This window comes from Capsulimonas sp., assembly GCF_039929585.1.
GTDB lineage: Bacteria > Armatimonadota > Armatimonadia > Armatimonadales > Capsulimonadaceae > Capsulimonas.
The window spans coordinates 1-17,962 of the sequence record NZ_JBDSQY010000292.1 but is presented as its reverse complement, the minus strand read 5'-3'; the positions used below and the strand labels follow the sequence as shown (position 1 = coordinate 17,962).

Genomic DNA, 17,962 nt, shown 5'->3' with positions numbered 1-17,962 from the left:
GACCATTGAAGGTGTGAGAATCCAACGGATTTGACCATTCTCCGCCCTCGATACGGATTGCATTTAGTGTAGCGAACTGTCTCACCTATTATAGACACAGAGGGATACTTGAAAAACTGGAGCTTGGGCGATTAGCTTAGTGGTAGAGCGCCTCGTTCACATCGAGGAGGTCGGGGGTTCGAATCCCTCATCGCCCACCAATCAAAATAGGACACCCGCTCGATCGGATTTTACATCCGATCAAGCGGGTGTTTTGCATTGTGAATGCTGTGATGATGGCATAAGATGTTTCTAACTGCTCGTGTAACCTTTTTGAGCTTCTTGTCCTCTCTCCTTTTGATGGATCCATTGACCAACGAATATACCCTTGCGCGGAAAGCGCAGGGCGGCGACCTGGAAGCCTTGACGGCTCTTGTCGATGGCGCGCGGCTGAGCCTGTTCGGTCAGGCGTATGGCGTTCTGAAGCATTATGATGACGCACAGGACGCCGTCGCCGCTGCTTTGCTGCAAATCTGCATGCATATCGGCGATCTTCAGGATGCAGATCGCGTGAACTCATGGATGCAGAGCATCGTACGCCGTGAGGCGCTGCGCCTCCGCCGCAGCCCAAAAACCTTCGATCTTCGTGATGAAGATCAAGTCTCGAGCCCGGATGATCTCATGGCGCTGCTGCTCCGTCTTGATATTGCTCGGGCGCTGCGGCGTCTGCCGGGACGTCAGGCGCAAGCCGTGCGGTTGTTTTACATCGACCGGATGTCCATTCGGGAGATTGCCGATACCCTGGGCGCGGCGAGTGAAGGCGCCGTGAAAGTGTGGCTCCATCGTGGACGGCGGCAAATGGCGGCGAATATGAAAGGATACGATCTCATGCCAGAAACGATCACGGCGTCAGCACCGCGTATGGACCACGCGACAGCGCAGCCGCGCCGGGCGGCGATTCTTCAGACACATCTTGCCGTCGATCACCTGGAAGCGATTAAAAGCGCGCTCGAAGTCGCTGGGTTCATACCAGATGTGCTGGCGAACACTGAATTCGCGGAGCTTCGAATCGACGATTTGCCGATGCGCGATGCTCTTCGGCGGTATGACATCTTGGTGATTGATGAAACCCTGAACGACCGGTCGGGTTTGGAATATATCGAATTCTGTCAGGCTCATTTAGAGACTGCGAATATTCCTGTAACGCTGCTTCATGCACAAGAAGAAACTGCTTTGCTGACGGCGGCGTGTTACTCGGCGGGCGTCACGCATCTCTTGCGCAAGGACGATCCAGAGGCAATCGCGGCGGCGTTTCGCGCTTCCGAGGAAGTAAAAGCTGGCGATTGGAGTGTCTTCTCCGAAGAAGTTCAAGGGATCGTGATTCAGGCGCAAAAAGAAGCAATTGCTCGAAATGAGAACTTGGTTTCCACGGAGCATCTCCTGCTGGGTGCAATACACGACCAATCAGGCGGAGTCGCACGATTGCTTACAGAGCAAATGGACGTCTCGCTGGAGAAAATATCGCAAGACATTCAGGACGGCATGCGTACGGGAGCCGCTCTTTCCGAAGATCAGCCGCTGATTCTGGCGCCGCGCGCCAGAAATGTACTGGACAGCGCTCAGGAAGAGGCGAGAGCGGCAGGTCTCCGGATGGTCGGCGCGGAGCACCTGCTGGTGGGGTTGCTCCGCGAGAACGATGGAGAGGCGGCGCGCGCGTTGACCGCCGCCGGCGTGACGCTTGAGCGGCTGCGTGCGGCCATTGTCATGCCTGAGTGAAGCGGGATATTGATTGATCGGCTCCAATCCGTCATAATAGGCATTCGCCGCGCTTCCGTTCACGATAAAGTCGGCGCAGGAACTATGGATGCAGGAGTATTGAAATGACCGGTGTGGCGTTTGTTTTTTGTCGTGCGGAGGATGCGCCGCTGCCCTTCGGATACGCAGGCCACCTCGGCTGGGGCTTTTTTCTACCGGACAGCGAAGGTTTTTACTGTGGTTCGACGGAGAACCCATCGGGAGCTCCCGATGTTCTTCCCAGCGGCGATAACGGCTGGTGGGAAGAGCGCGTCGGCAGTTTGGCCGAGATGCTTGCGGCGATGCAGGCGCGCGATTACGATTCTTATAAATTCGAGGGCGTCGCGGATGCTCACCCAGAGGAGGCGATCTCAATGGCGAAATCCATGGAGGCGCGGGGCTATTCGGTGGCGGCGGATAGTTCCCTCGACCATACCCGGGAGGTTCTTGAAGCTTACGGCGTCAAGAATTTACCGTCCACGGATGAGTATCCGTTTCCGAACAGCTGGTTCGCCATTTTTGATGGAGAACTTCGTGGTCTTGATTCCGCGGAGCATAAGCTGTGATGACGGAAGCGCTATCGCAAAGAGAAAAGGCGGCTTTGCTGCGCCAATTGCACCAGGGACCGAAGATTTTGGTCTTGCCGAACGCCTGGGACGCCGCGAGCGCCCGGTTGTTCGAAGAGGCGGGATTTCCGGTAATCGCCTCGACAAGCGCGGGGATTGCGTTTACTCTGGGCTATCCCGATGGGCAGATCATCCCGCGCGACGAGATGCTGTTCATGCTGCGCCGCATCGTCGCCTCCGTGCATATTCCCGTCACCGCCGATATTGAAGCCGGTTATGGAGCCAATTCCGTGAAGGAAGTTCTGACGACCGTGCGAGGCGTCCTTACCGCCGGCGCCGTTGGGATCAATTTAGAGGACATGGCGGACGGCGGCGTGTCGCTGGTCGATGTCGATTTCCAATCGGAGAAAATCGAAGCCGTGCGGTCGATCGGCGAGGCCACAGGAGTACCTCTTGTGATCAATGCGCGCACGGACGCTTTCGCGTTGACGAATATTCCAGACGAACAAAAGCTGAAAATCGCTGTCGAACGCGGCAATCGATATCTCGCCGCCGGCGCGGACTGCGTGTTCGTTCCATTCGTCAAGGATATTCCCATGATCTCCGTATTGGCCCGCGAGATTCACGGGCCTCTGAATATTTTAGCGCTGCCCGGAAGTCCGCCGGCGTCGGATCTTCAGGCGCTGGGCGTGGCGCGCGTGAGTGTCGGCGCCGGTCCCTGCCGCGCCGCGATGGCGCTCACCCGAGCCGTCGCAATGGATCTGCTCGAATTGGGGACGTATACGCGTTTCACACAGAACGCTCTCTCCTACGCGGATGCGAATCTCCTGTTCTCCCGAAAATAATCGTGAATCTTTGCCGCCGGGGTTGACGGCGGCAAAGAGTTTGAGTATAATCTCAGACAATAGTTGTCTGTAATTGTTGCGTGCGTCGGAAAGGTTAAGTATGGAAAAGGGCTCGGCGTTCGGGGTGGGGGTGGAATATGCCCTGCATTGCCTGCTGTACTTGATCGACCCGCCCGCCGGACGTCATCTAGGAGTGGCTGAGCTAGCGGAGTATCAGGGCATATCGCCGTCTTATCTCGCCAAGATCTTCGTGCGCCTCAAAAAGGCGGATTTAGTGCGTTCGGCTCCTGGCGTCAAGGGTGGGTATGAACTGGCGAAGCCTGCCGGACAGATCACGTTCCTGGAAGTCGTCGAGGCGGTGGAAGGGCCGGTGCAGTTGTTCCAGTGCCGAAATATTATCGGCAATTGCATTCTGGACGCCGGCAAGCCTAAGGGACCTCCGACAACAGTGTGCGCGATCCACGCCGTAATGATGGAAGCGGAGGAGCAGGTGCGCCGCCACCTCAGAACCCAGACACTGGGTGACATCCACGAAGGTCTTCAGACCTTACTGCCCGCCACGCGGCGCGACGCTACCCGTCGCTGGTTTGAACAAGCCCTGAAGCTGAACCAAGGTTAACGTTCAGCATTTTTTTGCAGTAAATCACGGATAATTGTTATCCGGAATTCAGTAAGGAGAGAACACATGCCACGAATCGATTATGCACAGGTTGCGCCCGGCGCGGTCAAGGCGCTTTACGGACTTCATGCCTATTCGGAGAAGGGAGCGATTGAGCAAAAGCTGAGTCTGCTCGTCGTGCTGCGCGTATCGCAGATCAACGGCTGCGGCTTTTGCGTGGATATGCACACGCAGGAGCTGCGTAAGATCGGCGAAAACCAGCAGCGCATCGATTGTCTGGTCGCCTGGAGCGAGACCGATCTTTACACCCCGCGCGAGCAAGCCGCGTTCAAACTCGCCGAATCCATGACACTTGTGTCGCAGACACACGTGCCCGACGAAGTCTTCGACGCGGCGCAGACCGAGTTTACCGATAAAGAACTGGTGGACCTCGCCATGACCGTGGTCGAGATCAACGCCTGGAACCGGATGGCGATCACCTTCCGCCGATACCCCGCCCATCGTGACTCCTGAGGAGGCAAAAGGTTGTCATTCGCTGCGCCGAGGATGGTAAACTGATGGAATATCTCGCCGGCCATGTTTTCCCCTAGGAACACATGGCCGGATGGAAATGGGAAATCTTATGGCGATTACGATGAACGACCTGACCGTGAACTTCACTCACCTGGACCGAGTGGCATTGATGGAGAGCTGGCGGTGGCTGATTGGCGAGACCAAGCAGCCGATCCTGCTGACGGCTCTGGGCAATGCGTTCGTACAAGACTTAGTGGACGGCGCCATTTGTATGGTGGACACAAGTACAGGCGATCTTCTTGCGGCGGCGGACAGTATGGAGCATCTGACGGAGCTGATGGAAGACAAAGATTTTGTGACGAGAGCGTTTGATGTGGAGGCGTTCGCGGCCCTGCAGAAAGCGGGCATGACGCTTCAGCCGGGGCAGATCTTTAGTTTCAAAGTCCCGATGGCTCTTGGCGGTCAGTACGTTCTGGACAACATTGAGGCGATGGACATCACCGTTCATTTTGGCGTGACCGGACAAATCTTCGAGCAGGTCAGCAAGATGCCGGAAGGCGCCATGGTGTCGGATGTTTCGCTCTCGTCATAGCTTATTGGCCACCACCAGCACATCGATTCCGCGCACCAATCGGATGAGCTTGTTGATGATCGAACCCTGTAAGAACTCCTGCCACGCCGTGCGCCCCGAGTGGCCGATGATGATTTCCGTGACTTGATGCTCGCGGGCGTAGGCGGCGAGCGCCTGGGCGATGTCGCGCCCGGTGACTTGCTCCATGTGGATGCTGAGGCTCGACGCGAGCGCGAAGTCGGCGTCCAACACTTGCTGCTGGTCGGGCGTCACTTTCTCGGTTGCGACGTAAACGGCCACGAGATCGGCGCGGAGGCGGCGGGCAATGCGCCAGCCTCTTCTTAGCAGTCGGTCGGAGGGCTGATCGGGAGAGATGCAGATCATGATCCGCTCTTGTGTCCGCCACGGCTCCGTGACGTCGTGCTCCTCGCGGTAAATCTGGACGGATCGATCAACCTCTCCCGCGACTTCGCGCAGCGCGATCTCGCGCAGCGCCCCCAAATTGCCCTCGCTGAAGAAGTTCGCCAGCGCCTGCGGGACCTTCTCTTTAGGATAGACATCGCCGCGCTCCAGCCGATTGATCAGCGTACGCGGACTGATATCGATGCTGATGATCTCGCCAGCTTCCGCAAGAACACAATCGGGAACCGTCTCTCGCACACGAACGCCCGTAATCTGATGCACGGTGTCGTTGAGCGATTCTAAGTGCTGCACGTTCATGGCCGAAAGCACATTGATGCCGGCGGCGAGTATATCCATCACGTCTTCGTAACGCTTGGCGTGGCCGCTGCCGGGGACGTTCGTGTGCGCGAGTTCGTCGACGATCACCCACTGTGGCTTGCGCGCGATGATTGCCTCGGTGTCCATCTCTTCGAACGATGCGCCCTTATACTCGACTTTTTTGCGCGGGACGATCTCCAGATCGCCGATCTGCGCCTGTGTGTCCTTACGCCCGTGTGTCTCGACATAGCCGATCACGACATCCTGGCCGCGCTCACTTTTTCGCCGATTTGCCTCGCTGAGCATCTCATACGTCTTGCCGACGCCCGCCGCAAAGCCCAAAAACAGCTTGAGACGCCCCCGGCCCGCCTGTCGCTCGTCGCGTTTCAGGCGGGCCAACAGCTCCTCGGGAGTCGGTCGCTTGTTGTCTTCCTCATATGTCATGGCGTTACTTGCCCTTCGGAAGCTGCTTGTCCAACGCAAGATTGAGCTGAAGTACGTTCACACGCGGCTCACCTAGAAATCCTAAATCGCGTCCTTGTGTATTCGCCGCGACCAACCTCGTGACATCTTCCGCGCTCACGCCGCGCGCCTTCGCCACACGAGCAGCTTGAAGATTCGCATTCGCGACGCTGATGTGCGGGTCTAGCCCCGACGCCGAGCGCGTCACGGCGTCCACCGGTACGGCGGCGTTCGCCGCAAGATTATTGTCCGCTCGATACGCCGCCGCCAGATTCTTCACGCCGTCGAAGTTCGACGGATCGTCCTTGCCGTCTGACGTCTTCTTGTGAATACCATTGATGAGCTTATCGCTCGTCGGTCCCAGGTTCGTTCCGCTGCTGGCAGTGGCGTCATATCCCGATCCGGCCGCCGAAGGGCGAGGGTGGAAGTAGTCGGGCTTGGTGAACCCCTGTGCGAGAAGCGCGGAGCCGACGGTGTGGCCCTGGGCGTCTTGGACGAGACTGCCGTTTGCTTGATGCGCGAACGCGACTTGCGAGAGTCCCCAAACGACGAGAGGATAAACGCCGCTGACGATCAGCAGCAGAACGAGAGTGATGCGTATTGAAGTGAGTATTTGCTTTGCCATTGTTTTGCTTTCGTGAGTTGCAGAGCCCGGATGGCCCTCATCCCCCGGCGCTTCGACCGCCCTGAGTAACCCACCCCGGCGCGCAGTGCAGCGCCACTAATATTTGATCGAGCAGCCAGATGAACGGGAATGGGACGAGTATCCCTCCCAATCCCCACACGGCCAGGTTACGGCGCAGGACCTGAGCGGCGCCCATCGGGCGATAGGGGACGCCACGCAGGGCGACAGGGATCAGGGCGATAATCACCAGGGCGTTGAAGATCACAGCCGCGAGCACGGCCGAGTAGGGCGAGTGCAGGTGCATGAAATTTAATGCCCAAAGGGGGCCGTGCGTTTGTCCGTTCGTGATGTAGAGCGTGGCGAACATCGCTGGGATGATCGCGAAGTATTTGGCGACGTCGTTGGCGATGGAGAACGTTGTCAGGGCGCCGCGCGTCATCAGGAGCTGTTTGCCGATTTCGACGATCTCGATCAGCTTGGTGGGATTGGAATCCAAGTCCACCATGTTGCCGGCTTCCTTGGCGGCCTGCGTGCCGGAGTTCATTGCGACGCCCACGTCGGCCTGCGCCAGGGCGGGCGCGTCGTTCGTGCCGTCGCCGGTCATCGCGACGAGGCGTCCCTCGGCCTGCTCTTTCTTGATCAGCGCCATCTTGTCTTCGGGCTTGGCCTGAGCCAGAAAATCATCGACGCCAGCTTCCTGGGCGATGGCGGCGGCGGTCAATGGGTTGTCGCCGGTGATCATGATCGTCTTGATGCCCATGGCGCGCAGATGATCGAACCGTTCGCGCATGCCGCCTTTCACGACGTCCTTGAGGTAGATGATCCCCAGCGGTCGCTCGTTCAGGGTGACCGCCAAAGGGGTGCCGCCTCGGCGGGAAATCTCGTCGGCGATGCTTTGCAGCTCGCTTGGGACGGAGACGCCGCTGCTTTTGACATAATCGATGACCGCTTGGACGGCGCCTTTGCGGGCGCGCTGGCCGGGGATATTCACGCCGGACATTCGTGTTTGGGCGGTGAAGGGAATGAACTCTGTGGTGTTCTCGTCGAGATGGCGGCCGCGCAGGCCGTATTGTTCCTTCGCGAGGACGACGATGGAGCGTCCTTCGGGCGTCTCGTCGGCGAGGCTGGAAAGCTGCGCGGCGTCGGCGAGGTCCGCAATGTTAACGCCAGGAAGCGGCAGGAACTCTGCCGCCTGACGGTTGCCAAGCGTAATCGTGCCGGTCTTGTCCAGCAGAAGTACATCTACGTCGCCGGCGGCTTCGACGGCTTTGCCGGACATTGCGAGCACGTTGTATTGCATGACCCGGTCCATGCCGGCGATGCCGATGGCCGAGAGCAGGCCGCCAATAGTGGTCGGGATCAGGCAGACCAGCAGGGCGATCAAGACCGCAATGGAGATATGGACGCCCGCGTACTGTCCGAACGGCAGCAGAGTCGCGGTTGCCAGCAGAAAGATGATCGTGAGGCCCGCGATTAAGATATTGAGCGCAATCTCATTCGGCGTCTTCTGGCGCTGCGCACCTTCCACCAGCCCGATCATACGGTCGATAAATGTCTCGCCAGGGTTCGCCGTGATCTCCACTTTGATCCCGTCTGAGATGACCTTGGTGCCGCCGGTGACGGCGGATCTGTCGCCGCCCGCCTCACGAATGACCGGCGCGGATTCGCCGGTGATGGCCGATTCATCGACGCTCGCGATGCCTTCGATGACCGTGCCGTCGCTCGGGATTACGTCGCCGACATCGCAGATCACGATGTCGCCCTTGCGCAGAATGGATGCGGGGACACTTTCTGTCTGTCCGTTGGCGCCGACTTTCTTGGCCAATGTCGTCGTGCGGGTCTTGCGCAGTTCATCTGCCTGCGCCTTGCCACGCCCTTCGGCGATGGCTTCGGCGAAGCCGGCGAACAGCACGGTGAACCAGAGCCACAGGGCGATCTGGCCGACGAAGGCCGTTTCCCAGCCGCCGACATGTTCAATCAGGTCTTGAATGAACAGGATCGTGGAGACGGCGCTGCCGACCCAGACCACGAACATGACCGGGTTCTTCGCCTGGACTCGTGGATCAAGTTTGCGAAAGGCGTCGCCCAGAGCGCGACGCACGATGGGCGGATCGAAGAGCGGGCGGGCGCGCTTGAGATGCGGGCCCGAGGGAGGCGCGCCGGGCGCCTCCATTTTGTCGATATGGTTATTGACGATTGTCGTCATGGAAGTTCTCCTAGAAAGTGCGTCCGCCGTGCATCAAGAAATGCTCCACGACGGGACCAAGGGAAACGGCGGGGAAATACGCCAGAGCGCCGACGATTACCACGGTGCCGACCAGCAGTCCGGCGAACAGAACGTTATCGGTCGGGAAGGTGCCGACGCTTGCCGCCGCTCGCTTCTTCTTCGCCATACTGCCGGCGATGGCGAGCAGCGGGATGATCATCAGAAACCGACCCACCAGCATCGCGATGCCAAGCGCGAGGTTCCAGAACGGCGTGTTGACCGAGATACCCGCGAAGGCGCTGCCGTTATTTCCCGTCGCCGAATCAAAGGCGTAGAAGATCTCCGAGAAGCCGTGCGGGCCACTGTTGTTCACATTCGCCGCCGCCATGTCGTTGGCCGTTCCCGCGACCGTGTTCCAGTAAGCGGGATTAACAATGTGCGTCACGCTGGCGATCGCTGTACCGCCGAGGATACTGCCGGCGAGAATCAAAGCGGCGAGCATCGCCATCTTGACCTCATACGCTTCGACTTTTTTGCCGAGGTATTCGGGAGTTCGTCCGACCATCAGACCGGCGATGAAGACGGCGAGAATGGCGTACATCAGCATGCCGTAGAGACCGGCGCCAACACCTCCGAAGATCACTTCGCCCGTCAGAATGTTCGCCATCGGGACGAGGCCGCCGAGCGGCGTGTATGAATCGTGCATGGAGTTGACGGCGCCGCACGAGGCGTCCGTGGTGACGGTCGCGAAGAGCGTGGCGCCGGCCTGCCCGAAGCGTATTTCCTTGCCCTCCATGTTGCCGCCGGCGTCGCCCATCGTTCGCGTGGTGGCGTCCACACCCTGCGCCGCGATCATCGGATTGCCCTTCGCCTCCTGGACATACGCCACGGAGACGCCGATCAAGAAGAGAAACGACATCGCGCCGAAGATCGCCCAACCCTGCCGGACATTGCCGACATAGAGTCCGAAGGCGTAGGTCATGCCCGCTCCGATTGCGAAGATCATCAGCACTTGCAGCATGTTTGTGAATGGGGTGGGGTTCTCAAACGGGTGCGCGGAGTTCGCATTAAAGAAGCCGCCGCCGTTCGTCCCCAACTCTTTGATGGCCTCTTGCGAGGCCACGGGGCCTCCGGGGATGATCTGGCTGCCCCCCTCCAGCGTCGTCACCGTCTGGTAAGGATGGAAGTTTTGGATCACGCCTTGCTGCACGAAGATCATCGCGAAGATCAAGCAAAGGGGCAGAAGAATGTAAAGCGTGGCGCGTGTGATGTCCACCCAGAAATTGCCCACGCCCGACGCCGACTTTCGCGCCAGGCCGCGCACTAAGGCGATCGCCACCGCGATGCCCGCCGCCGCCGAGAAGAAGTTGTGCGATGCCAGCGAAACCATCTGGCTGAAATACGACACCGTACTTTCGGCGGCGTAAGCCTGCCAGTTCGTGTTAGTCGTGAATGAGACCGCCGTGTTGAACGCAAGGTCCGGCGTCATCTCTTTCGCGCCAAAGTGCTGAGGGTTAAGCGGCAGCCATGCTTGCATTCTCAGCAGACCAAATGTGATCACCAGCGTCACGATGCTAAACGCGAGCAGCGCGAGGGCGTACACCGTCCACGACATGTCCTCGTCTTTTTTGACGCCGCCGAGTTTATAGATCGCACGCTCGACGGGGCCGAGCACGGGTGTCAGCCACGTCCGTTCGCCTTCCATCACTCGGTGTAGAAAGATACCGATGGGTTTTGTCAGCGCCAAGAGTATCAGAAAGAAGGCTGCGATTTGCAGCCAGCCGATTGTCGTCATTTGTCGGGCCTCAGAACCTTTCAGGGCGCAGTAGGGCGTACAGCAGATAGCCGAATAACCCCACCGTCGCCGCGCCCGCCAGCCAATAGTCGAATATCATCGCGTTGGTGCTCCCTATCGTTACAGCTTCGCGCACCCTCGCGCCATGCCCAGCGCAAGTGCAAAAAAGATGACGGTGATCGTCAAAAACCAAAAATCCTGCATTCCAGTTCTCCTGTTCTCTCATGCCGCGTCGTGTGACTGCGTCCGGCGCAGATGAAAACAGATGAGAACGCCAGCGTTCTCCACATCGATCTGCATCTGACTGTCGTCCACAGGAACGCCCGCGATCCGAGAAATCAACCGCTCCATCTTGTTCCGATTGATTTCGTACAGGATGGTGTAGACGCCCTTGAGCGCCGCCGCTCCATCCGGGCTTTGCGATACGACAAGCCCAATCGGCGTCAATGCGTTCATCATCTGCACGGTCAGCACATCGCCGTCGAGATCGGCGTGAGCACCGCCGGGCGACAATCCAAACTCCCGCTGTAAAAACAGCGACAGTCGAAACGCGGCCTCGAATTCCAAATGGGTTGTCTTGCACATGATCGGCGCCTCACTCGTCTCAAGTCCGAGACACAGAGAGCTTATCATTTTGCGTATAACGTGGGCGTAAAGGCCGGGAGGGGAGATATAAAGAAATCGTAAAGTTTAATGATTAGATTTGATTAATTTGCGGATATCGTGTATAATCAGTACGGCAGGACGCTTGTGCTGTATTAGATGTGTATAGTTATCATTGTAACAAATAGAACTTTGGTAAGGATACATATTCCCTGTTGAACTTGCTTTGGAAATCGATTTTATTCCGCATCATCCCACGTTGTCGCGAGCATGCATCAGACTGTTGATGAAATAGAGCTTGCGAGTACGGTTATCGAGTGTCTGAACAGAGTAAGCAGGCGGTTACAGCGGCGTCGCGCAATGGTAATTTAATTCTCAGGAGAAATGTAAATGACGAAGAAGATGATGACTGTGGTCGCTGCGCTTGGGCTGACGATCAGTGTGTCCGGCAGCGTGCATGCGACGCAATTGATTACCAACGGCGGCTTTGAGACGCTTACGAACGGCGCTGGCCAGATGGGCTACAATACGGACGCCACGGGATGGTATACTGAAGGCTACAACTTCGTCTTCACCCAGCCTGCCGACACCGTCGGAGCGAATGGCCTGTACAATAACCTCAAGCTCTGGGGACCGGGCACCGGCTCCGCGAATGGTCTTACGTCAAGCCCGACCGGCGGCAACTATGTTGGCGCGGACGGAGCCTTTTCCGTGGGCGCCATCAATCAGAATGTCAGTGGACTGATTGCGGGCCATACCTACGCCCTGAGCTTCGATTGGGCCGCCGCGCAGCAATCCGGCTATGACGGCGATACGACGGAACAGTGGGTTGTAAGCCTGGGCGGCGACACGCAGTCCACCACCATCGAATCACTCGCCAGCCATGACTTCTCTGGTTGGAAGCACGAAACGTTCAACTTCACCGCCACGTCTGGAAGCGAAGTGCTTTCTTTCCTGGCGAATGGCACGCCGGATGGCGTTCCTCCGTTCGCGCTGCTGGATGGCGTTTCGATGACGGATGTTTCCGCCGTGCCGGAACCCTCCTCACTCGCGGCGATGTTCGCCGGCGTGCTTGGCCTCGGCGCGATCGTCCGCCGCCGCCGTTCGAAGAAATCCGCTGCGTAAGTTTCGCTCCGGCGAAGTCTTAGCGATAACATCCAACGGCCTCGGAAGAGAAATGATTTTCTCTTCCGAGGCCGTTTATGATACAATTGATCAAACCAAGGGGTTAAGCGCAGTCGATCGTCGTCTGGCTTGCTTGACCATATTCCGCCTCCGCGCGTTGATAGGCCAGGACAGTATCTATGGCTCAGCTACTTGTAATTCTGCTCAGTCTCCTCAGACTCTCGCTCTGGCTGGCGATCCTGGTCGTCATCTTTGCGCCGCTGGAGTATTTTTTTGCGGTTCATAGCCACAAGGCTCTGCGCAAAGGCATTGGCGCTGATCTTGGCTACTACTTCCTCAACAGCCTGCTCCCCGCCGCGATCTTGAGTGTGCCGGCGGCTATTCTTGGCTGGTCGACCCATAAAATACTGCCTGGTTCTCTGCTGGAGTGGACGGCGTCACTTCCTTTTTGGACACGAGCCTTGCTTGGATTTGTGGCGGGAGAGGTGGGCTATTATTGGGGGCATCGCTGGAGCCACCAGATCCCATTTCTCTGGCGGTTTCACTCGGTCCATCACAGCGCGGAAGAACTTGATTTTTTGGTCAACACGCGAGCCCATCCGCTCGACATGGTGTTCAGCCGCACTTGCGCCCTCGTGCCGATGTATGTGCTGGGACTGGGCGGTCCGACGAGCGCGGCCGGCGGCAGCACGCTCCCGGTGCTGGTTACGTTAGTCGGCACGGTTTGGGGCTTCTTCATTCACGCCAACCTCAAGTGGAGCTTCGGCCCACTGGAATGGTTGGTCTCCACGCCGAAGTTCCATCACTGGCACCACACGAAAACCGGGCTGATCGACCACAACTACTCCTCGACTCTTCCCTGGCTAGACCGGATCTTTGGGACGCACAACCTGCCCAAGGAATGGCCGGAATCGTATGGGATCGACGCCGTAATGCCCCCAGCGATGATCGATCAATTGCTTTATCCGCTGGGGCCGCCAGAGGCCCCGGCGCTTGAGAAACCGGCGCATTCCCTGGGAGAGGGGGAGTGAAGTTATTTCGCTCCTAACCTCCGAAGCGTCTCGCCGTCTGTTTGACCGTCGAAGTACTTCTCCAGCACGCGGGTAAACACCGAACCTGAGCCGTCCGCCTGCGCAAATAATGTCATGGATGACTGAAGCTTGACGTCGTCCGGAGACCCGAAGATTTCCGACGCCGTCCGTTCTTCGACGGCGAGCACCGCCTCGGCGCATTGCTGAAGCCGTGCGCCCAGCACGGGATGATCGAGGTATGCCTGCGCTTCTTCTAGACTGCGGATAGCGTAATGCTTCGACGTGGCGCTATATCCCAGTCCTTCGAATTGTGGGAAAATGTACCACATCCAATGCGTTCTCTTGCGGCCCTTCGTCAGCTCTGTGAGGGCGGTTCCGTACACGGCCTGCTGAGCGCTGATGAATCGCTCTAAACGAAATGGATCCCTGCGGCCTTCGGATCCGTTGATGTGTGTCACTGCTTACTCCCGTTCGAATAATACTAATCAGCTGTTCGAATATGATATCCTACCCCGGGATCGGTCACAATCATACGCGGACGGCCCGGCGTGTCCTTCACATTGCGGCGAAGATGCCCGATAAAGATAATTCCTTCAAAATCGCCCTGATGGTTGACACTGTCAACTTCTGGCGTGCATAATATGCGCAGGAGGGAATCGTAATGAAAAATGACCATCCGACCATCCAGGCATTTCGCGCGCTCAGGCAGTCCGAGCAACGTGCGCCTGAGCTAAATCTGGAGATGCTGAAGGTGATTGCCCGGGAGTGCGGCGCCGACGATGCCGGCGTCGTGCGGCTGGACAGGGAGGAACTCGACGGAGAGAGGCCATTTGTTCTCCAGGCGTTCCCACAGACGCAATCGCTCATCAGCATTGTCGTTCGGATGAGTCCTGAGCCTCTCCGGTCGACGGCCCGAAGTGTCGCCAACAAAGAATTTCATGCCGCCACGGACGAGATCGACATGGTGGCGCGAAAGATCGTCTTACGGCTTCGGGACCTTGGCGTGTCCGCGCTCAATACCGCCGCCGGATTTCCTATGGAAATGTCGGAGACGCCGGGGCGCGCCTGGATCGTTTCGCACAAGATCGTTGCGGAAGCGGCGGGGCTTGGCAGGATGGGGATCCACCGGAATGTCATCCATCCGATCTTCGGCAATTTCATCCTGCTGAGCACGGTGCTCGTGGACGCGAAGGTCGCGGACGAGAGCGCGCCGATCGATTACAATCCCTGCCTGGAATGCAAGCTCTGTGTCGCGGCGTGCCCGGTCGGGGCAATCGCTTCGGACGGGCGCTTCGACGCCATTGCGTGTCTCAATCACAATTATCGCGAATTCTTCGGTGGCTTCAACGACTGGGTCCAGACGGTCGCAGACAGTTCCAGCGGAAAAGCGTATCAGGAGAAAGTCTCTGATCAGGAAACGGCGTCAATGTGGCAAAGTCTTTCTTTTGGCGCAAATTACAAATCGGCGTACTGTTTGGCTGTATGTCCCGCAGGTGAGGATGTCATCGGTCCCTTTCTGACAGACAAGAGCGGTTTCATTCGCCGTACTCTTAGCCCGCTTCAGGAAAAGATCGAGCCGGTGTATGTGGTCGCGGGGACGGACGCGGAGAACCATGTGACGAAGCGCTTCCCGTACAAAACGGTCCGTCGCATCCGGAGCGGCGTCATGCCGCCCACAGTCAAGCGACTTATGGGAACCATGCCGCTTGTGTTCCAGAGAGGTCAGTCGAAGGGCGTCCGCGCTGTTTATCACTTTCAGTTCACTGGCGGAGAATCCATAGAGGTGACAATGACAATCGCCGATCAGATGCTGGACATCCAGAGTGGCTTGATCGGCCGGGCCGATCTGCGTGTGACCGTGGATTCGAAGGCTTGGCTCGAGTTCCTCGCCAAGAAGCGCAGCTTGGCGTGGATGCTCGTGACGCGGGCGCTTCGTCTGAAGGGCAATCCCAAGCTGCTGGCGGAATTCGGACGATGTTTTCCAACCTGAGGAAATGGGGAGGGTATACTGCTTGAGACGAATGAAGGCCATAGGGGATATCACGAAAGATGCGGTCCGCTCCTCTCAAGAAGTCTGCGCCCAAGGAGAAAATCGATGTTCGCGAGGCGTGTCTCGCGGAAGCGCTCCAGATCATCAGCCAAAACGGCTTGGAAGCCTTGAGCCTGCGTGAAGTGGCCCGGAGGCTCAACGTCTCACACCAGGCGCCCTATAAGCATTTTCCCAGCCGGGAGCATATTCTGGCCGAGGTCATGGAGCGGGCGTTCTCAGGCTTCACGCAGTATTTGAAAGCGGCCATCGGAGACGGCGATCCACGCGGCGCGCTGGAAACGATCGGACGAGCCTATTTGGAGTTTGCGATGCAGCATCCTCTCCAATATCGTCTGATGTTCGGTACGCCCCTCCCGGATCTCAAAGAGCATCCTTACCTCTTCGCACGCGCGACCGAGGCGTTTTCGCTTCTCAAGGAGGCCATTCGGGCAATCAAAACCGACGCCAGTGAGAACGAACTGACCTCGGACGCTTTGTTCGCCTGGTCGACCGTTCATGGCCTCGCCTCTCTGACCCAGATCGGATCGTTCTCACTCCTGGGCGTTCAGGAGCTGGATCAACGGGATAAAGCCATCCGCGACATCATGGACCACATCTGTCGCTCGATTAACTCCCAATAGATCAGCCTTATGGCGGTGTTTTCGTTCGGAAAGCGCGTTGTCGTACACAATTTCCTTACCGTCAGCAATTCAATCGGCTGTCCGAATATGATATCCTACCCCCGGATCGGTCACGATCATACGCGGGCGGCCCGGGGTGTCCTCGACTTTACGGCGCAGATGGCCGACATGAACGCGCAGAAGCTGGGTGTCTTCGGCGTATTCGGCGCCCCAGACGTTGGAGAGTAATTGCCGGTGCGTGACGACGCGGTCGGCGTTCTGAGTGAGGAAGCGCAGGATATCGTATTCGAGCGGGGTGAGCTTGACTTCCGTTTCGCCCTTCGTGACGAGGCGGCGGGCGTAGTCTAACGTGACATCGCCCCAGGTGAAGTTTGCCGGTTCGGGGGTGGGAGCGGCCGCGCGGCGGCGGCGCAGGGCGGCGCGGACGCGGGCGGTGAGCTCGTCCATGCCGAAGGGTTTGGTGAGATAATCGTCGGCGCCTATGTCTAAGGCTGCGACTTTTTGCCGCTCCTGACCGAGCGCGGAGAGCATCAGAATAGGGACATCGCTCCATTCTCGGATGCGGCGGCAGACTTCCAGACCAGTGAGTTCGCCGGGCAGCATGACGTCGAGGATAACTAAGTCCGGCGCGGCGGCGGACGCGGAGCGCAGGGCCTCCTCGCCGTTCATGGCGGACTGGACTTGATAGCCCTGGGCGAGCAGGCCGGCGCGGACCGCGCGCAGGATTTCCGGCTCGTCGTCGACGACTAAAATTGTCGCTTTGTCGGTCGTTTTGGACAACGCAAATTACCCCTTCGGCAGAAAAAATGAAAAGACGGCGCCGCGTGGTTCGCCGGCCGGGGCGTTGGACGCCCAGATGCGGCCGCCGTGCGCGAGGACGATCGACTGGCAGAGCGCCAGGCCCAGGCCCGTACCGTGGATAGGGCCGCCCTGATGCGTTTGGCCACGGTAGAAGCGTTCGAAAAGATGCCCTTCCTCACCAGGCGCCAGCCCTGCGCCGAAGTCGCGCACGGTCGCCAGGACGCCCGGCTCCGATCCGTCCCTGCTTGATTTTAACGTGAGCTGGATCGGGCTTGCCGGCGGCGTGTACTTGATTGCGTTCTCCAGAAGATTGGTCAGGACGAGAGCGATCTGTGTGTAGTCGGCTGACGCCAGCGGCAGATCGTCCTCTGCGTCCAGAGTGACGCGGGACGCTTCGGACGCGGGCAGGCGATCCAAGGCGGTCCCGGCGACTTCGGCGAGGTCGCACCAGTCTTTTCGCGGGAGCCAAGCGCCCGCTTCTAGGCGCGAGAGATCCAGCAGATTATTCACGACGCCGCTGAGGCGGTCGGCTTCGCTGTCAATGGCGATCAGCGCTTCCTGGCGGGCGTCATGGCTCCACACCGCGTCCGGCTGGAGCAGGCCGCTGACGGAGGCTTTGATGGCGGCGAGAGGGGTGCGCAGCTCATGCGACACTAGGGAGACGAGAGCGTCCTTGAGCGTGTCGGCCTCACGCAGCGCCGTGGCCTCGGATGCCTGCTGCGCCAGAAGATCGCGGGCGATGACGACGGCGGCGTGATTGGCGAGCGTCAGGATGAGACGCTCTTCCAGCGCGGAGTAAGGGCGTCCGTCCGCGCGTGGGCCGACGTGGAGCACTCCGACAAGGGTGTCGGCGGCGTGGAGCGGGATATAAACGCCGAGGCTTTCCGGCGAGACATCCATTCCCGAGACTGCTTTGGCCCAGAGGTGCTGTCCCTCGCCCAGGCCGATCACGCGGTCATTGGCGCAGGCGGCGTCGGCCAGCCGCTGAATTTGTGAGAGTGTTTGTGGATCAATGACAGGGTCCAAGTCAGAAGTGA

The 17,962-nt window shown here is 58.8% G+C and carries 19 protein-coding genes and 1 tRNA gene; 11 read left to right on the top strand and 9 right to left on the bottom strand.

Translation table 11 applies throughout. The annotated features are described in order from the left end of the window. The first annotated feature begins 125 nt into the window (after nt 1-125). From ABIZ35_RS22175 to ABIZ35_RS22145, 7 genes are all read left to right on the top strand, one after another. Nucleotides 126-200, top strand: a tRNA-Val gene (locus ABIZ35_RS22175). Nucleotides 201-348: 148 nt separating this feature from the next. Beyond that, a complete protein-coding gene (locus ABIZ35_RS22170) occupies nt 349-1,755 on the top strand; it encodes a sigma-70 family RNA polymerase sigma factor (RefSeq protein WP_348222110.1) in 1,407 nt (468 codons plus the stop codon). A gap of 104 nt (nt 1,756-1,859) precedes the next feature. Further along, nucleotides 1,860-2,339: a hypothetical protein gene (locus tag ABIZ35_RS22165; protein ID WP_348222109.1), complete on the top strand. Its 480-nt coding sequence runs from the start codon at nt 1,860-1,862 to the stop codon at nt 2,337-2,339. Continuing rightward, nucleotides 2,339-3,184 (top strand): isocitrate lyase/phosphoenolpyruvate mutase family protein, encoded by an 846-nt coding sequence (locus tag ABIZ35_RS22160; protein ID WP_348222108.1) that lies wholly within the window; start codon nt 2,339-2,341, stop codon nt 3,182-3,184. Before ABIZ35_RS22165 ends, ABIZ35_RS22160 begins: the two co-directional genes overlap by 1 nt. Nucleotides 3,185-3,284: 100 nt before the next feature. Beyond that, on the top strand, nt 3,285-3,803 hold the full coding sequence (locus ABIZ35_RS22155; RefSeq protein ID WP_348222107.1) for an Rrf2 family transcriptional regulator: 519 nt from the start codon (nt 3,285-3,287) through the stop codon (nt 3,801-3,803). Nucleotides 3,804-3,869: 66 nt separating this feature from the next. Continuing rightward, entirely contained in the window at nt 3,870-4,316 is a 447-nt protein-coding gene (locus tag ABIZ35_RS22150; protein ID WP_348222106.1) for a carboxymuconolactone decarboxylase family protein, read from the top strand. A 109-nt stretch (nt 4,317-4,425) separates the two neighbouring features. Then, entirely contained in the window at nt 4,426-4,908 is a 483-nt protein-coding gene (locus tag ABIZ35_RS22145) for a T6SS immunity protein Tdi1 domain-containing protein (RefSeq protein ID WP_348222105.1), read from the top strand. Here ABIZ35_RS22145 and ABIZ35_RS22140 read toward each other — a convergent pair. The 6 genes from ABIZ35_RS22140 to ABIZ35_RS22115 all read right to left on the bottom strand — a co-directional run bounded on the left by ABIZ35_RS22140 (nt 4,903) and on the right by ABIZ35_RS22115 (nt 11,280). Beyond that, nucleotides 4,903-6,051 carry a universal stress protein gene (locus ABIZ35_RS22140; protein ID WP_348222104.1) on the bottom strand — a complete coding sequence of 383 codons (1,149 nt, stop codon included), beginning with the start codon at nt 6,049-6,051 and terminating at the stop codon, nt 4,903-4,905. The two genes, ABIZ35_RS22145 and ABIZ35_RS22140, sit on opposite strands and share 6 nt — an antisense overlap. 4 nt (nt 6,052-6,055) lie before the next feature. Next, a complete protein-coding gene (kdpC, locus tag ABIZ35_RS22135) occupies nt 6,056-6,694 on the bottom strand; it encodes a potassium-transporting ATPase subunit KdpC (RefSeq protein WP_348222103.1) in 639 nt (212 codons plus the stop codon). A 37-nt stretch (nt 6,695-6,731) separates the two neighbouring features. After that, nucleotides 6,732-8,867 carry a potassium-transporting ATPase subunit KdpB gene (kdpB, locus tag ABIZ35_RS22130; protein WP_348222111.1) on the bottom strand — a complete coding sequence of 712 codons (2,136 nt, stop codon included), beginning with the start codon at nt 8,865-8,867 and terminating at the stop codon, nt 6,732-6,734. Between the two features lie 43 nt (nt 8,868-8,910). Then, nucleotides 8,911-10,695, bottom strand: a complete 1,785-nt coding sequence (kdpA, locus tag ABIZ35_RS22125; protein ID WP_348222102.1) for a potassium-transporting ATPase subunit KdpA — start codon at nt 10,693-10,695, stop codon at nt 8,911-8,913. A gap of 10 nt (nt 10,696-10,705) precedes the next feature. Continuing rightward, nucleotides 10,706-10,795, bottom strand: a complete 90-nt coding sequence (gene kdpF / locus ABIZ35_RS22120) for a K(+)-transporting ATPase subunit F (RefSeq protein WP_348222101.1) — start codon at nt 10,793-10,795, stop codon at nt 10,706-10,708. Between the two features lie 122 nt (nt 10,796-10,917). Then, on the bottom strand, nt 10,918-11,280 hold the full coding sequence (locus tag ABIZ35_RS22115) for a Na-translocating system protein MpsC family protein (protein ID WP_348222100.1): 363 nt from the start codon (nt 11,278-11,280) through the stop codon (nt 10,918-10,920). 408 nt (nt 11,281-11,688) lie between these two features. Here ABIZ35_RS22115 and ABIZ35_RS22110 point away from each other — a divergent pair, with 408 nt between their 5' ends. Together ABIZ35_RS22110 and ABIZ35_RS22105 are read left to right on the top strand one after the other, a co-directional pair. After that, nucleotides 11,689-12,423, top strand: a complete 735-nt coding sequence (locus ABIZ35_RS22110) for a PEP-CTERM sorting domain-containing protein (protein WP_348222099.1) — start codon at nt 11,689-11,691, stop codon at nt 12,421-12,423. Between the two features lie 179 nt (nt 12,424-12,602). Continuing rightward, the gene (locus tag ABIZ35_RS22105; RefSeq protein WP_348222098.1) at nt 12,603-13,454 is read left to right on the top strand and encodes a sterol desaturase family protein; all 852 of its coding nucleotides are present in this window, start codon (nt 12,603-12,605) and stop codon (nt 13,452-13,454) included. A gap of 2 nt (nt 13,455-13,456) precedes the next feature. Here ABIZ35_RS22105 and ABIZ35_RS22100 read toward each other — a convergent pair whose 3' ends face one another. Continuing rightward, nucleotides 13,457-13,912 carry a DUF1810 domain-containing protein gene (locus ABIZ35_RS22100; protein ID WP_348222097.1) on the bottom strand — a complete coding sequence of 152 codons (456 nt, stop codon included), beginning with the start codon at nt 13,910-13,912 and terminating at the stop codon, nt 13,457-13,459. Nucleotides 13,913-14,115: 203 nt separating this feature from the next. Between ABIZ35_RS22100 and ABIZ35_RS22095 the strand changes: the two genes are divergently transcribed. Together ABIZ35_RS22095 and ABIZ35_RS22090 are read left to right on the top strand one after the other, a co-directional pair. Further along, nucleotides 14,116-15,444, top strand: a complete 1,329-nt coding sequence (locus tag ABIZ35_RS22095) for an SCP2 sterol-binding domain-containing protein (RefSeq protein WP_348222096.1) — start codon at nt 14,116-14,118, stop codon at nt 15,442-15,444. A 59-nt stretch (nt 15,445-15,503) separates the two neighbouring features. Then, entirely contained in the window at nt 15,504-16,124 is a 621-nt protein-coding gene (locus ABIZ35_RS22090; RefSeq protein WP_348222095.1) for a TetR/AcrR family transcriptional regulator, read from the top strand. Between the two features lie 69 nt (nt 16,125-16,193). Here the strand turns inward: ABIZ35_RS22090 and ABIZ35_RS22085 are convergent, their stop codons facing one another. Continuing rightward, the gene (locus ABIZ35_RS22085) at nt 16,194-16,904 is read right to left on the bottom strand and encodes a response regulator transcription factor (protein WP_348222094.1); all 711 of its coding nucleotides are present in this window, start codon (nt 16,902-16,904) and stop codon (nt 16,194-16,196) included. Between the two features lie 6 nt (nt 16,905-16,910). Further along, a partial coding sequence (locus ABIZ35_RS22080; protein WP_348222093.1) for an ATP-binding protein occupies nt 16,911-17,962 on the bottom strand: 1,052 nt, incomplete at its 5' end.